This is a genomic window from Pseudomonadota bacterium (assembly GCA_008501635.1).
In the GTDB taxonomy this organism is placed as follows: Bacteria; Pseudomonadota; Gammaproteobacteria; order QQUJ01; family QQUJ01; genus QQUJ01.
The window spans coordinates 165,805-179,765 of sequence record QQUJ01000019.1; the positions used below are offsets into that span (position 1 = coordinate 165,805).

The window sequence follows — 13,961 nt, forward strand, 5'->3', positions numbered from 1 at the left end:
CTGCAAGGCTGATTCATTACGGCAACCCATCCCATCTATATGAGCGAGACAGCTACATCGCAGACCAGTCCAGCCACCTCGCTCAAGCAGCTCGAAGCGCTTGGGGAATGGGGCATATTGGCCGCCCGGCGCACCGCGGATCTTTTTTACCTGCTGGCCAACGCCATTGCCGGGATCTTTACCTTCCGGCGCGGTGCCTGGTTTTATCTGCGCCAGCTGACTCTGCAGCAGATCTATTTCACGGCGGTGCAAAGCGTTTTGATGGTCGCTTTCGTTGGTGCTGCACTGGGTATCCTGACGATGTTGCCACTGTACGCGTTTCGTGTCAGTGAACTCGATCTGCTCGCGCGGGTAATGAATGTGGTTCTGTTTCATCAGGTGACGCCACTGGTCATCGCGCTGGTGGTGATCGGGCGCTCGGGCACGGCGATCACGGCCGAACTGGGCGAGCTGCAGGTCAATCAGACCATCGAGACGTTGATTACCCAGGGTATCGAGCCCCATCAGTTTCTCGTTTTGCCGCGTCTGTTCGGTATCACGTTATCGTTGCTGCTGCTCACTTTCTGGGCGAACGCAGCAGCTGTCATCGGGGCCGGCGTATTCTCAATGATTTATCATGAGATTCCCTTTGCCGTGTTCGCGCTGACAACCGTGGAAGGGTTGCGCTCGATCGATCTGTTGGCGGGACTCAGCCTGGTCATCCTGTTCGGCATCATCATCACTTTGGTGCACGCCAGTTTTGGCTTTCACGCCCGCTCCTCGTTGGATATCCCGCGGCGGTTGCCACAGTCCTTTGTGATCTCATCCGCTTTGTGCGTGCTGATGACGGTACTGGTATCGGCAGTACTCTATGCGTGAGCCCATCTGTCACCTCGATCGAGTACGCCTGCCGGTCGCCGGCAGCTCACCGGTCATCGATTGGCAGGTGCGCCGCGGGGATGTTTGGCTCATCGATGGCAGCGTAGGATCGGGAAAGAGCACTTTGATCAAGTTACTCGCCGGTCTGATAAGGCCGGCCGCCGGTAGAGTGTCGATTTTCGGATCCGATCTTCATCGTCTTGCACAACGCAAACTGTTGCACCTGAGAGAAAAGATCGGCGTGATTTTCGAACGTGACGGTCTGATCGCCTCCTGGACGGTGGGAGAGAATCTGCTACTTCCTCTGCGTTATCGCGGTACGATCGACGACCCGGGGTTGCTTGCCCAGCGCATCGAGACCGAGTTGACGGCAATGGGGGAAGCCAGGACGCTTCTTTCTCAGCGCGTGTCGCATCTGACCGGTCGGCAGCGACGGCGGATAGCCTTGCTGCGTATCCTGTTGCTGCAACCGGAGTTGGTGTTGATGGATGAGTTGCCCCTCTACCTGAATGCCGAAGATTCCGATACCGAGGCCGTTCTGGCGCGCTTGACCGAATCAGGCCGCACGCTGATTGCCTGCGCACCCTCATCCTGGGCGCGCCATTTTCCGTTTCACCCGCCGCGTATCGCTCAGCTCGAAATTGATCGTTTCTGCATCGCTGCCGACCGACTTCGTGCCGGCGAAGTTGCAAACCAGGTTGCCGTGCAATGACCGAAACCAGTACCCAGGTCAATCAGAAACGTCTGGTGGGATTGCTGATCCTTGCGACGGTTATGGCATTGTTCTATCTGATCTATCTATTGCGCGAACAGGCGATTCCTTTTGCGAACCGCTACGTGGTGCATTCAATTGTCAGTCGCGCCGACACCATCCGCGTGGGAACACCGGTAACGCTCGCGGGAATCTCCGTCGGCAGCGTCAATGCCCTCGAGATCACTCCCGACAACCAGATTCGGGTGGTGATGTCCATCGAAGACAAGTATTTCAGTAAAATCCGTGAGGATTCGCGCGCCACATTGATCAATCCCACCTTCGGAAATCCGTACATCGATATCGCGATCGGCACTTCCGAAAAGACCGCCGTTGCCGAAGGGGGAGAACTTGCGCTCACCCAGACCAGCGGTCTTCCGGATCTTATGGCGACACTGCCGCAACGTCTGGAACAGTTTGACAAGATACTCGCCAATCATGTGAGCCTCTCGGCCCGCTTGCTCGATCCGCAGGGCGACCTGCAGGAAGGATTGGCGGGTTTCAACGAAAGCCTGACCCAATTTTCGCAACTCGCTCGTTCGCTTTCGCGCACCGAGGACGAATTTCATCGCAGCCTGGCCAACCTGGAGCAGATCACCAGCAACAGCGCCGAGGTGGTTAAAAGGGTGGTGGCTACCCAGGGTGAGTTGAACCGGATTCTGGGCAGTGTCGCTGTGACCCTGGAACGGCTGGAAACGAGCACTGCTCAGTTTCCGGAGCACGCCATCGATTTCGCGCAGATTCTCCGCGACCTGAAAGAGGTTTCCAGCCAGTTGCGCACAGCCACGCCGCAACTGACCGACGTGGTCCAGGAGGGGCGCAATGTGCTCTACGAGGCCGATCGCACGCTTCGCGCTTCGCAGAAAAACTTTCTGATCGCACCCAATCTTCCTAAAACCAGCGGTGAATTGCTGATCCGCCCCCTGCGGGACCCCGGGCTGGGTGCCGATGCCACGGGAACGCGACGCTGATGGGGTGGCGGCTATCCGTTCTCGGTCTGACGTTCAGTCTGTTAGGCGGCTGTGCTTCGGAACCCACACTCTCTACCCTGATCGAACAGCGACAGGTGGTTGAGCAGCGGGCGCTCGGGCGCTTCGAAAGCGGTGACCTCGTCAACGCGGCGCAGAATTTTCGCCAGGCGGCGCAGTTGGCCGAACTGGCCGACAATCGGGTCGCACTTGTGACCAATCTTGTGAATCTGGGAGCCGTCGAACACCAGTTGGGTAACCACGACGCTGGCTTGTTGGCCTACGAACGGGCTTTACGCCTGGCGGCAATGGAACAGCGCGCAGATATGGAGTTGCGGGCCATTGCCGGCCTTGCGGAAATCAACTATGGGCAGGGCAATCGTGATGTTGCCAAAGAGCTCTATCAACAGTTGATCGATCACCCCGCGGCGCGCGGTGACAGTGAGCTGCAGATCATGGCCCTGAACGGCCTGGCGCTGTGCCTGCTGGACGGCAACGACACGGATGCCGCCGCGCGTTATCTGGCCCGCGCCGAGGCGCTGGGAGAAACCCCCGCCACGCTACTCAACCGCGCCACGCTGGAGCTGCGTCGTGGCGAATTGGCCGGCGCCGAAAAGGCTGCACGCCGCGCGCTCGAACTCGATCGGGCCAGCGGTTATGTTCCTGGGATTGCCAGCGATCTGGAAGTGCTGGGGGAGTTGAGTCGGCTGAGCGGCGAAGAAGAAGAGGCACACCTCTATTTCACGCAGTCGCTTTCGCTCTACGAGCAACTGGGATCGCCCACGGCCATCCTCCGCCTGCGTCAGCGCAGGGATGCCCTGTCCCGATAAACCGACCTCACGGATGTTGATACCCGGTGCGGAACCGTTCCAGCACCAACTCCATTTCGGCGTCCGCCAGTATTTCGGGTTCGCCCAGTTGTAGCGTGCGCCAGTAGACATCGGCCAGATGTTCCACTTCCATTGCGATAGCGAACGCCTCACACAGCGTTGTCCCCAAAGTGATAAGTCCATGGTGAGCCATCAGGCATGCCTTACGACCTGTCAATGCCTGCTGCGCAAGATCAGACAGCTCCTGCGTCCCAAACGTGGCGTAGCCGGAGCAGCGGATGTCGTTGCCCCCGGCAATGGCAACCATGTAGTGAAAGGCGGGTATCGAACGTTTCATACAGGCCAGGGTCGTGACCGCGCGACCGTGGGTATGGAGAACAGCGTTGATCTCGGTACGCCCTGCCAGGATATCGCGATGGAAACGCCATTCGCTGGAGGGCCGGGCACCGGGGCTGCCTTGCCACTCGCCGTCGAAATCCATGGCGACGATATCGTCTGCGGTGAGCGCGTCGTAGGCGATGGCGGCGGGTGTGATCAGAAACCCTTCGCCCTGGCGCACGCTGCCGTTGCCTGATTTACCCTGATTGATGCCCTGCGCGTTCATGGCGCGCATGGTTGCGATTAACTCCTGACGCAGTTCCCGGGTTTTTTTCATATCACTTTCATCCCCGCCCAACGAGTACCCATCATCCGTTACCACCCTGCAGGGTATTCATACCGTCACCCGCCGCGACTGTCCAGTGACACGGCTTTGACCCCTGCATCATAGAGTGACCTGCAACCCGGTAGGCCGGCCCGGAGTGTTCGGTATTCAGTCTCGTTTCAGCATTTTTTCAGTGTGGTTTCAGTGCCGCCCAGTACTCTGCCCACCGTGGTCAACGAGATCACACTACCCACTCAACCGCAGGAGAGATGCCATGAATACCAAATCACTTGTTTTGATTGCCGGGCTGATGACAGCTACCGCCACCACCGTTGCCTGGGCCGCGAAGGATGCCGACAACATTGCCAACCGACTGATGGGACGCAGCGACAGTGCGCTGGTGCAGAGCGTGGAGGGCAAGCAGATCGTGCCTCTGGAAAGTGTCGTCGCCAGGGTGCGCAACGATCAACCCGGGACGATAGTCGAAGTCGAACTGGAACGCGATGACGGCAGGCTGCGCTACGAGATCGAGGTCGTCGATGCCGGGGGCAGGGTTCACAAACTGGTCTACGACGCGATCACCATCGAGCCGCTGGTACGCGGTGAAAAGCGCTGACCTGGAAGGGTTTGAGTGATCGATGGCGGCCGGGCCGGCGTGGCTCGGCCGCTTTCAGTCTGGTTTCAGCCAAGCGCCTTATTGTAGACACAAGGCAGTCAGTTCAGGGGTAACTTGCTATGTCCAATGACAACATCAAGGTGTGGGATCCGATGGTGCGGCTGTTCCACTGGTCGCTGGTGATGTCATTCACGGTCTCTTACATCAGCGAGGATGATCTGCTCGATCTGCACGTACTGAGCGGCTACCTCATCGGGGGATTGCTGCTGTTTCGGCTGGTGTGGGGAATGATCGGTCCCCACCACGCCCGTTTCAGCAGTTTTGTGCATCGCCCGCGCGTCGTCGGGGAGTATCTCAAGGACATTCTTGCCTTCCAGCCCAGGCGGTATCTCGGCCACAACCCGGCCGGAGGCTGGATGGTGGTGATGTTAATGATCAGCCTGGCGCTGGCGACGGTGACAGGATTGGTGACTTACGGCGCGGAAGAGATGGCCGGTCCCTTGGCAGGCGCCATGGCCGGATCGGGCCGTATCGTTGGCGATGCCTTCGAGGAGATGCACGAGTTCTTCGCGAACTTCACCCTGTTGCTGGTCATCGTACACGTGGCGGGCGTGATCCTGGCGAGCCTGCAACATCGCGAAAATCTGGTGCGCGCGATGTTCGACGGCCGTAAGCGTGTCATGGAATAGGCCGCCTGTCCCGGCCAACGAAATGGAGGGATGAATGTATGCGCGATGCCTGTCGAAACTGGATCTTGATCGGTGTCGTGATGCTGGTTCCCGTTGCGACGCTGGCGGACACCACGGATCAGGCACTGGCTGACTATCGCGCTCAGGGCGCGGGCACTTTTGACGGTGACGCGGGCCGCCGTCTCTGGAATACCGAGCAGAGCACCGCCGATCGCACCACGCGAAGCTGTGTCAGTTGTCACGGTGCCGATCCCACCCGGCCCGGACGTCACGTGCGCACCGATGAAACCATCAAGCCCATGGCGCCATCAATCAATCCTAAACGCCTCACTGAGCGGCGTGAGATCGAGAAATGGTTTCTGCGTAACTGTAAATGGACTTTCGGTCGCGAGTGCTCCGCGCAGGAAAAGGGCGACATCCTGAGCTACCTGCGCCGGCAATGAGGGTGCGGTCATCGGGTTGCGCGAAACCACTGCCCGCTGGCACGTCCGGCGATCGATCACCGTTGAGGTAAAGGGTATGAAGCGTAAACTTTGGATTATTCTGGGGATGTTCGGACTCATCGCGACCAGCACCTGGGTGTTCGGTGACGACGGGGAGGGACACACAACGTGGCTGACGCGACTGTGGCGTGAGGCACGTCTTGACGTCGCACCGGCGAATGACGTCCTTTATCGGGCAGAGTGCGGCAGTTGCCATTTCGCCTATCAACCGGGCCTGCTGCCGGTCCGTTCATGGGAGGAGATCATGAAGCGACTCGATGATCACTTTGGAGAAAGTGCAGAACTTGACGTTCGGAGCTCGGCCGAGATCACGCGTTACCTGACGGCCAATGCGGCGGACCGTGTAGACTACAAGCGTTCGAAGCGGTTCGCCGCTGCGGCCGCCACCGCCGAACCCACCCTACGCATTACCGCTACGCGTTATTTTTTGCACAAGCACGACGAGATTCCGCAATGGGTACTTGAGCAGGGGGAGCGGCCATTGAAATTGTTCCAATGCGATATCTGCCATACCGAAGCCGACAAAGGTTCGTACGACGAACATCAGGTACACATTCCCGGTCTCGGCCGGTGGGAGGACTGAGATCATGAATCGCCCGCTAATCGCCCTCATGCTGTTCGCAGCCGGCACCGGATCCGTGGTAGCCGATGATGATCATGAACGCGTGCGACGCCTGTTGGAACAGGGCCGCATCGTACCCTTCGAGCAGATCCTCGAACAGGTCCGCAGCCGCCACGCCGGACGCCTGCTGGAGGTGGAACTGGAGGAGAAGGATCAGCGCCTGATCTATGAGATCGAGATCGTCGATCCCGAAGGCGTGGTATGGGAACTGAAGTACGATGCCGTCAGCGGTATGCTGATCAAAGAAGAAAAGGACGACTGATCCCATGCGCCTGCTGCTGGCGGAAGACGATGTGGAACTGGTTGCCCGCCTGAAACCGGAGCTGGAGCGTGCCGGATTTGCCGTCGATGTGGCCGACAATGGCATCGATGCCGAATTCCTTGGCGATGAGGAGTCTTTCGACGGCGTGATTCTGGACCTCGGCCTGCCGCAGCGCCCCGGACTCGAGGTGCTGCGCCACTGGCGCGAGCGAGGCAACGATCTGCCGGTGGTCGTGCTGACCGCACGGGACGCCTGGCACGAGCGGGTCGACGGCCTCAAGGCCGGTGCCGACGACTATCTTGGCAAGCCGTTTCATAACGAAGAGTTGCTGGCGCGTCTCCAGGCGGTACTGCGCCGCCGTCACGGACGCGCCGAACCGCTATTGGCAGTCGCAGGGCTGACGCTCGACGAGGAACGCCAGGCCGCGGTCATCGGCGACGCCGAGCCTGTGGCACTGACCGGCATCGAGTTTCGACTGCTGCGTTACTTCATGCTGCATCCCGGCAGGGTGCTGTCAAAGACACGTCTCACCGAACATGTCTACGAGGGTGATACCGAACCCGACAGCAATGTCGTCGAGGTCTACGTGAAACGCCTGCGCCAGAAGCTCGGGAACGAGATCATCGAAACGCGCCGCGGACAGGGTTACCTCTTTCACGGCGAGGCCACTTGATGTCGCTGCGCAAGCAGCTTCAGGCGGGCCTCGGTCTGGCCATGGCGGTCATCATTCTGGTGCTCGCTGTGCTGGCCAGCGAAGCGGTGCGCTATGTCGGTGAGGATCTGGTCGCATCGCGACTTCGCCACGACGCCGAGAGCCTCCTGGCCGCACTGCAAGCCAATACGGAAAGCGCTCTCGAGGTGGATGCATCGCGCCTCGGTGCGATCTACGAACGTCCCTATGCCGGGCACTATTACGTTGTTGCGCTGCTGGATGCCACATCGCAGCTGAGATCGCGTTCTCTCTGGGACCACCCGCTAGCCATCCCGCCACTGCCGCCGGGCGAATCGCATCGCTGGCATGCGGCCGGTCCCGATGGTCAACAGCTGCTGGTGTGGGCAGGCGGGTATCGTAAACAAGGCAGTAATCTTACGATTGCCGTTGCCGAAGAGTTGAGCGCGCTGCACGCACACCTGATCGTGCTGCGTTGGTCGCTCCTCGGCATCGGCCTTGCGGTGTTGATCGCGGTGCTGGGGTTGCAACGGATGATACTGCGGCGCGGTTTCGCGCCGCTGCAACGCACCGCCGGCGATGTCGAGCGCCTGGCCAACGGCGATATCGGCCAACTCAGCGAAAACGTACCCGACGAAGTCCGGCCGCTGGTGAAGGAAGTCAACCGGCTGCTGATACTGCTGGATCGGCGCCTGCAGCGTTCGCGCAATGCCGCTGGCAATCTGGCGCATGCGCTGAAGGCACAACTTGCTCTGTTGGGCCAACTGGCCCGTACCGAAGAACTTCGTGCCCACCCGCAGATCTCCGCAGAGTTGGACAGTCGCGTCGGACAGATCAATCAGGTCATCGAAAAGGAACTCAAACGTGCGCGATTGGCGGGGCGGGCGGGCACTGCCAAGGCATTCCGGCCGTACGATGATCTTCCCCCGCTGATCGAGGTCCTGACACGCATCTATGCGGAACGTGCCCCGGATATCGAAGTCGATTGCCCGGCGGAACTCACCCTGCCGCTCGATCGTGATGATGCGCTCGAATTGATCGGCAACCTGCTCGACAATGCCTGCAAATGGGCGCGCCATCGCGTGCGTCTCACCGTGCAGTCGCCGTCCTCTGGATGCCTGGTCGTCGAAGACGACGGACCCGGCTGCACGCCCGAGCAGATTGAGCAGTTGACCCGACGCGGCACACGCATTGACGAGGAGGTGGCGGGACATGGATTGGGGCTGGCTATCGCCCAGGAGATCGCGGAGCTCTACGTAGCCAGATTGAAGCTCGACCGATCACCGGCGCTGGGAGGAATGCGGGTTTCCTTCTGTTTTTCCAGCGGATCTGCTGCGCCAAATGACGAGCAGCGGATGTCGCGATCCATCCCCAATGCGCCATCCGCCAGGTGACAGCCTCGCGGGTAAGAACAGGCCTTGCGCTGCTCTATACAGATACCGAGATCGCTCTCGCAAGTATCTCGAACCGGGGCAAGAAGGGGGATCCTGCGATGAAAACCCCAGCATCTTTCTGATCGCACTTCAGGGTGCGAGCACCCCATGGTGCAGCGATGTGGTGGCGCAGGCGGAGATAACGGAACGCGGGCCGCTCCCATTCGGAGGCTATGATCTTGATGGTGATCGCTATGTCACGCAAATGGAGTACACCGAGATGCGCAATAAACGCATCGAGAATAAGGCCCGGCAGGGTTATCCGTTGCGCGGGCGGCACTTCGACGCCGGCCGCCCGCGCGCGCAGCTGAATATCGAAGACCTGTTCGCGCTTGAAGAGTTCTATATCGCGTCGGCGCACCGGCACGATCAGGCGACCTAAAGTTGGCAATTCCCGCCGCCTTGATACAATCAAACCCACTTTTCTACAGATCAGGGCGAAGCCGTGAAGATGCGGGTGGAGATACTCGAGAGGAAGCTGTGCCACGACGGGTTCTTTCAGCTCGAACGCTTTACCTTGCGTCACGAGCTCTTTGCCGGGGGCATGAGCCCATCCCTGCATCGTGAGCTGTTTCGCCGTGATCATGCTGTCGCGGCGCTGCTTTATGACCCGCAACTCGATAGCGTGGTCCTCATCGAGCAATTCCGCATTGGCGCCTTGGAACGAGACGCCGGCGCATGGATGCTGGAAACCATTGCCGGCATTGTCGAGGTGGATGAAACCTTCGAAGACGTGGTACGCCGTGAAGCGGTGGAGGAGGCCGGTTGTACTGCGGGTGAGCTGATCCGGCTCTACGACTTCTATCCCGCGCCCGGCGGAAGTTCGGAACGTATCACCCTCTATCTGGCACGTACCGACGCGTCTGGCGCCGGCGGCATCCATGGCTTGGACCACGAAGGCGAGGACATCAAGGTACACGTCTTGACGCTCGAGGAGGCGTTGACAGCCATTCAGAGCGGCCAGGTTGATTCCTCCTACACGATCATGGCCCTACAATGGCTGGCCATGAATCAAGACTCCATTCAGCAACGCTGGCGCTAGATCATGACGAAGAACTATTTTGCCGTACCCATCGAAGCCCGGTTTTTCGAAGATTACAGCGCTGGCGCGATCCATGAGTTTGGATCGACCGAGGTCTCCGAGGCCGAGATCATCGAGTTTGCGAACAAGTACGATCCTCAGTTCATACACACGGACCCCGAAGCCGCTCGTGAGGGCATGTATGGAGGGTTGATCGCCAGTGGCTGGTTGACCGGCAGTCTCATGATGCGTATGTACGCCGATCACTACCTGTCGAAGGTCGCCAGTCTGGGGTCGCCGGGTGTCGACGAATTGCGCTGGATCAAGCCGGTTCGTCCGGGAGATGTCCTGTCCGTGCGGGTCACCATCGAGGAGACCAAACAGTCCCAATCCAAACCGGACCGGGGAATCGTGCGTTCATTCATTGAGGTCATCAACCAGAAGGATGAAACGGTGATGAGTATGCGAGCGGTCAATTTTTTATTGTGCCGAAATGCGCAACAGATTTAATCAGAGGTTCCTAAAGCTACACTTTCGATTGACGGGAATAGATACAAGGAGTGAAAACAATGGCGCACGTCGAACCCCTGCACCGAGAGGCCCTGCCGCAGTTTGCCGAGCTGTTTGAGCGCTATGATCGTATTCGCGGCTTCCTCCCCAACTCGATACTGACCATGGGGCGGCGGCCCAAGATTGCTGAAGCCTTTATGAAGCTCAATCAAGCGGTGCTTTACGAAGGTTCAGTTCCTGAAACGCTCAAGATGCTGATCAGCCTTATCACCTCGCAGGCAGCTGGTTGTCGCTACTGCCAGGCTCACATGGCCAACCTCTCCAGTGTCTATCAAAACTCCGACGAGAAGATCCGGGCGGTTTGGGAATTTGAAACCAGCCCGCTTTTCAGCGACGCCGAGCGTGTTGCGCTGCGCCTTGCCTATCATGCCGCATTGATCCCCAATGAGGTGACGGCGGAAGACTTTGCGGATCTGAGGAAATACTTTACGGATGATGAGATCGTTGAAATCGTGGCTGCGATCGCTCTGTTTGGTTATCTCAATCGCTGGAATGACACCATGTCCACCGAACTTGAGGCGTTTCCCGCCAAAGTTGCCGAAAGGACCATTGGCGCGGTGGGTTGGGAAGCGGGTAAACACGGCGCTTAGCGAACTGGAATCACCTGCCTCGTGACGTGGCGCGTAAAATGATCTGGGATACACTTCCCACCGCATTGGTCATTTACGCGTTCGTCTTTTCCGCCGCCTACGTGGCATTCAGTTCAGCGCGTCTTGAAAAGCGCACCAAGCGCGCCATCCACAGCGTTATCGCCCCTGAACGAAGCGCTCCAGTACATTACATCTCCTTCGACCAGTTCTCGTCGCTCCCTCCACCGGTGGCTCGATATCTGCGGCTGGCCCTGAATCCGGGCAGCCGCGCACCGCAAAGAGTACGCCTATCGCAGGATGGGGAGATGCGGCTGATGTATGGTTACAAATCATGGAAATGGTTCAGTGCGCGGGGGTATTTTCGAGTCGGAAGTCCCGCCTATGTATGGGATGCCCGCGTCGATATGATGCCGATTGCCGATGCGCGCGTAGTCGATAACTACCTTCATGGCCGTGCCGCACTGCGCGTCAAACTGATGTCATCGCTACCGCTGTTCGAGGATGAAGGCCGACCCGAGTTGGCCCAGTCCGCATTGGTCCGCTATCTGGCTGAGGCTGTCTGGTGTCCGACGATTTTGTTACCCTGTGCCAGGCTTGAATGGCAGGCCATAGATGACGATAGCGCGCGTGCCACGCTCACCGATTCCGGTTTGAGTGTCTCTTTGGTGTTTCATTTCAATGCCCGCAACGAGGTGGAACGGGTCGTCGCTGATGAGAGGTTTCGAGAACTGGATGGACGATTTGTCCCAACCCGCTGGACGGCTTACTACAAAGGCTACGCAGATTGTGGCGATATGCACATCCCATTGCAGTTTGCCGCACAGTGGAATCTGTCCGATGAGGATTTCACCTATTGGCGTGGTCGTCTGCGCTCCATCGAGTACGATCCCCAACCCACGGTCTGGGAATAGCCCGATCGCCCGATGGAAATCAGGTGCGCTCCCGAGGTTTACGCTTTTCGGACCGCGCCGGCGCGGAATCCTTCCTGGCAACACGGTCAGGCTGTTTCACCCCTTTACGATGCGGCTTTTTCGGGCTCGGTCTCGCGGTTGGTTTACCGCCCGACCCGGGGCGCGACGGTCGACTCTGAGGCATAGCGGATTCTCCCTCCACGCTGAGGCGCATGGGATGTTGCCGCAGGCGGACTTTCTGCAGATGTTTGAACACCTCACGGGGCATCCCATCGGGTAATTCCACGGTGCTGTAGTCATCCGCCAAACGGATCGCGCCAATGTGTTCTCCGTCGAGTCCCGCCTCATTGGCGATAGCGCCGAACACATCCTTGGCGCTGATTCCTTGATTGAGTCCTACTTCGATGCGGTAGCGCACCCAGGCGATATCTTCGTTGGTGGATTCACGCTTCGATCTGTCGCGCTTCTCGCGCGGTTTCGGCGGGGGGGTGGAAGAGCTTGTTTTGTGGTCGGATCTGGAAGCTGGACGCGAGAATGTTTCGCGTGCGCGCTTGGGTTTTGCATCCTGTAGCTGCAAGGGACGGTCGCGCTGCGCCATCAGCGCCAGTGCCGACGCGATGCGTTCGACACTGGTCTCCTGCTCGCGTTGCAGTTCGGCGATCACACCGTCAAAAAAACCAAGATCCTCAGAAGAGAGTATCTCCTGCACCTGCTGCTTGAAACGCGCAACGCGTTTGCTGGTAACCACTTCGCTGGTGGGGAGGTGCAGCGGTTTGAGTTTGCTTCGCGTAGCCTGTTCGATTGTGCGTAACATGCGCATTTCACGCGGTGCGACAAACAGGATTGCACGGCCTGTGCGGCCTGCGCGTCCGGTGCGACCGATGCGATGCACATAGGCTTCGACATCGTAGGGAATGTCGTAGTTTATGACGTGAGTGATGCGTCCGACATCCAATCCACGCGCGGCCACGTCCGTTGCCACGACAACATCCAATCGCCCGCTTTTCAGCTGATCGACCGTACGCTCACGCATCGACTGGGTGATATCCCCATTGAGCGCGGCACAGGCATAACCCCGGGCCTCGAGTTTCTCGGCGAGTTCAACCGTTGCGGTTTTGGTGCGCACGAATATGAGCGTGGCATCGACCTCTTCGACTTCCAGAATGCGCGTCAGCGCATCGAGTTTGTGCAGACCGCCCACCTGCCAGTAAAACTGCTCGGTCGCCTCGACGGTAGTGGTCTTGGACTGGATGCGCACCTCTGCGGCATCGCGCAGATAGCGCTGCGCAACCTTGTGAATCACCGGCGGCATCGTGGCCGAGAAGAGCGCGATCTGGCGCTCACCGGGAGTGTGTTGCAGAATCCACTCCACATCCTCGATGAAGCCCATGCGCAGCATTTCATCAGCCTCATCGAGCACCAAAGCCTGCAGATTCTCGAGTTGCAGCGTCTTGCGGCGCAGGTGGTCCATGACGCGGCCCGGTGTGCCGACCACTACGTGGGCACCGCGACGCAACTGGCGCAACTGCGTATCCATACCTTGTCCGCCGTAAATGGGCAGGACGTGAAAACCCGGCAGGTGACGTGCATACGTCTGGAAGGCCTCCGCGACCTGGATGGCAAGCTCGCGCGTCGGTGTCAACACCAGGACCTGCGGACTACGTACCTTTAGATTGATACGGCTCAGCAACGGCAGGGCAAACGCCGCTGTCTTGCCGGTCCCGGTCTGTGCCTGGCCAAGCAGATCCCGACCCTCCAGGAGCGGCGGAATGCTGGCTGCCTGAATAGGCGAGGGGGTTTCATAACCGATCTCACCCAGCACTTTCAGCAGGGGGGCCGGAAGCGCCAGCTGATCGAAGCCGGCAAATACGGAGGACATGACGGTAACCTTGAGTGTGTGACCATCGCCCTGGTCAGGCGCGATGCATCCGGTGATTCGATATTCGTGGCGTTATGATACGCCAAACCCTGGTGAGATGCCGATAAGTTACATCAGCGCAGATTTTCAGATGAGCGATGATCCA

At 59.1% G+C, this 13,961-nt stretch carries 18 protein-coding genes; 16 read left to right on the forward strand and 2 right to left on the reverse strand.

Going from position 1 to position 13,961, the window contains the following annotated elements; all coding sequences use genetic code 11:
* The first annotated feature begins 39 nt into the window (after positions 1-39).
* From DWQ09_13490 to DWQ09_13505, 4 genes are read left to right on the forward strand one after another with little or no spacing between them, the layout of a single operon-like run.
* Positions 40-858, forward strand: a complete 819-nt coding sequence (locus DWQ09_13490) for an ABC transporter permease (GenBank protein KAA3627324.1) — start codon at positions 40-42, stop codon at positions 856-858.
* Positions 851-1,570 (forward strand): ATP-binding cassette domain-containing protein, encoded by a 720-nt coding sequence (locus DWQ09_13495; GenBank protein KAA3627325.1) that lies wholly within the window; start codon positions 851-853, stop codon positions 1,568-1,570. The genes DWQ09_13490 and DWQ09_13495 overlap by 8 nt, the downstream gene beginning before the upstream one ends.
* Positions 1,567-2,580, forward strand: a complete 1,014-nt coding sequence (locus DWQ09_13500) for an MCE family protein (protein ID KAA3627326.1) — start codon at positions 1,567-1,569, stop codon at positions 2,578-2,580. Before DWQ09_13495 ends, DWQ09_13500 begins: the two co-directional genes overlap by 4 nt.
* Entirely contained in the window at positions 2,580-3,407 is an 828-nt protein-coding gene (locus tag DWQ09_13505) for a hypothetical protein (GenBank protein KAA3627327.1), read from the forward strand. The genes DWQ09_13500 and DWQ09_13505 overlap by 1 nt, the downstream gene beginning before the upstream one ends.
* Before the next feature lie 7 nt (positions 3,408-3,414).
* Here the strand turns inward: DWQ09_13505 and DWQ09_13510 are convergent, their stop codons facing one another.
* Positions 3,415-4,062, reverse strand: coding sequence for a class II aldolase (locus DWQ09_13510; GenBank protein KAA3627328.1), 648 nt, complete (start codon positions 4,060-4,062; stop codon positions 3,415-3,417).
* Positions 4,063-4,324: 262 nt separating this feature from the next.
* On the opposite strand from DWQ09_13510, the gene DWQ09_13515 reads away from it, so the two are divergent.
* The 12 genes from DWQ09_13515 to DWQ09_13570 all read left to right on the forward strand — a co-directional run bounded on the left by DWQ09_13515 (position 4,325) and on the right by DWQ09_13570 (position 11,937).
* Entirely contained in the window at positions 4,325-4,666 is a 342-nt protein-coding gene (locus DWQ09_13515) for a hypothetical protein (GenBank protein ID KAA3627329.1), read from the forward strand.
* A gap of 119 nt (positions 4,667-4,785) precedes the next feature.
* Positions 4,786-5,355, forward strand: a complete 570-nt coding sequence (locus DWQ09_13520) for a cytochrome B (GenBank protein ID KAA3627330.1) — start codon at positions 4,786-4,788, stop codon at positions 5,353-5,355.
* 80 nt (positions 5,356-5,435) lie between these two features.
* Complete coding sequence (locus DWQ09_13525) at positions 5,436-5,798, forward strand: DUF1924 domain-containing protein (protein KAA3627398.1); 363 nt, start codon at positions 5,436-5,438, stop codon at positions 5,796-5,798.
* A 76-nt stretch (positions 5,799-5,874) separates the two neighbouring features.
* Positions 5,875-6,441 carry a cytochrome C gene (locus DWQ09_13530; protein KAA3627331.1) on the forward strand — a complete coding sequence of 189 codons (567 nt, stop codon included), beginning with the start codon at positions 5,875-5,877 and terminating at the stop codon, positions 6,439-6,441.
* 4 nt (positions 6,442-6,445) lie between these two features.
* Complete coding sequence (locus DWQ09_13535; protein ID KAA3627332.1) at positions 6,446-6,742, forward strand: peptidase M4; 297 nt, start codon at positions 6,446-6,448, stop codon at positions 6,740-6,742.
* A 4-nt stretch (positions 6,743-6,746) separates the two neighbouring features.
* Entirely contained in the window at positions 6,747-7,415 is a 669-nt protein-coding gene (locus DWQ09_13540; protein ID KAA3627333.1) for a DNA-binding response regulator, read from the forward strand.
* Entirely contained in the window at positions 7,415-8,806 is a 1,392-nt protein-coding gene (locus DWQ09_13545; protein KAA3627334.1) for an ATP-binding protein, read from the forward strand. Before DWQ09_13540 ends, DWQ09_13545 begins: the two co-directional genes overlap by 1 nt.
* Positions 8,787-9,227, forward strand: a complete 441-nt coding sequence (locus DWQ09_13550) for a hypothetical protein (protein KAA3627335.1) — start codon at positions 8,787-8,789, stop codon at positions 9,225-9,227. The genes DWQ09_13545 and DWQ09_13550 overlap by 20 nt, the downstream gene beginning before the upstream one ends.
* Before the next feature lie 69 nt (positions 9,228-9,296).
* On the forward strand, positions 9,297-9,887 hold the full coding sequence (locus tag DWQ09_13555; GenBank protein KAA3627399.1) for an NUDIX domain-containing protein: 591 nt from the start codon (positions 9,297-9,299) through the stop codon (positions 9,885-9,887).
* Between the two features lie 3 nt (positions 9,888-9,890).
* Positions 9,891-10,376, forward strand: a complete 486-nt coding sequence (locus tag DWQ09_13560; GenBank protein KAA3627336.1) for an acyl dehydratase — start codon at positions 9,891-9,893, stop codon at positions 10,374-10,376.
* Positions 10,377-10,435: 59 nt separating this feature from the next.
* Positions 10,436-11,026, forward strand: a complete 591-nt coding sequence (locus DWQ09_13565; protein ID KAA3627337.1) for a carboxymuconolactone decarboxylase family protein — start codon at positions 10,436-10,438, stop codon at positions 11,024-11,026.
* 38 nt (positions 11,027-11,064) lie between these two features.
* Positions 11,065-11,937 carry a hypothetical protein gene (locus tag DWQ09_13570; protein KAA3627338.1) on the forward strand — a complete coding sequence of 291 codons (873 nt, stop codon included), beginning with the start codon at positions 11,065-11,067 and terminating at the stop codon, positions 11,935-11,937.
* A 19-nt stretch (positions 11,938-11,956) separates the two neighbouring features.
* On the opposite strand, the gene DWQ09_13575 is transcribed toward DWQ09_13570, so the two are convergent.
* Positions 11,957-13,816: an ATP-dependent helicase gene (locus DWQ09_13575; GenBank protein KAA3627339.1), complete on the reverse strand. Its 1,860-nt coding sequence runs from the start codon at positions 13,814-13,816 to the stop codon at positions 11,957-11,959.
* Between the last annotated feature and the right edge of the window lie 145 nt (positions 13,817-13,961).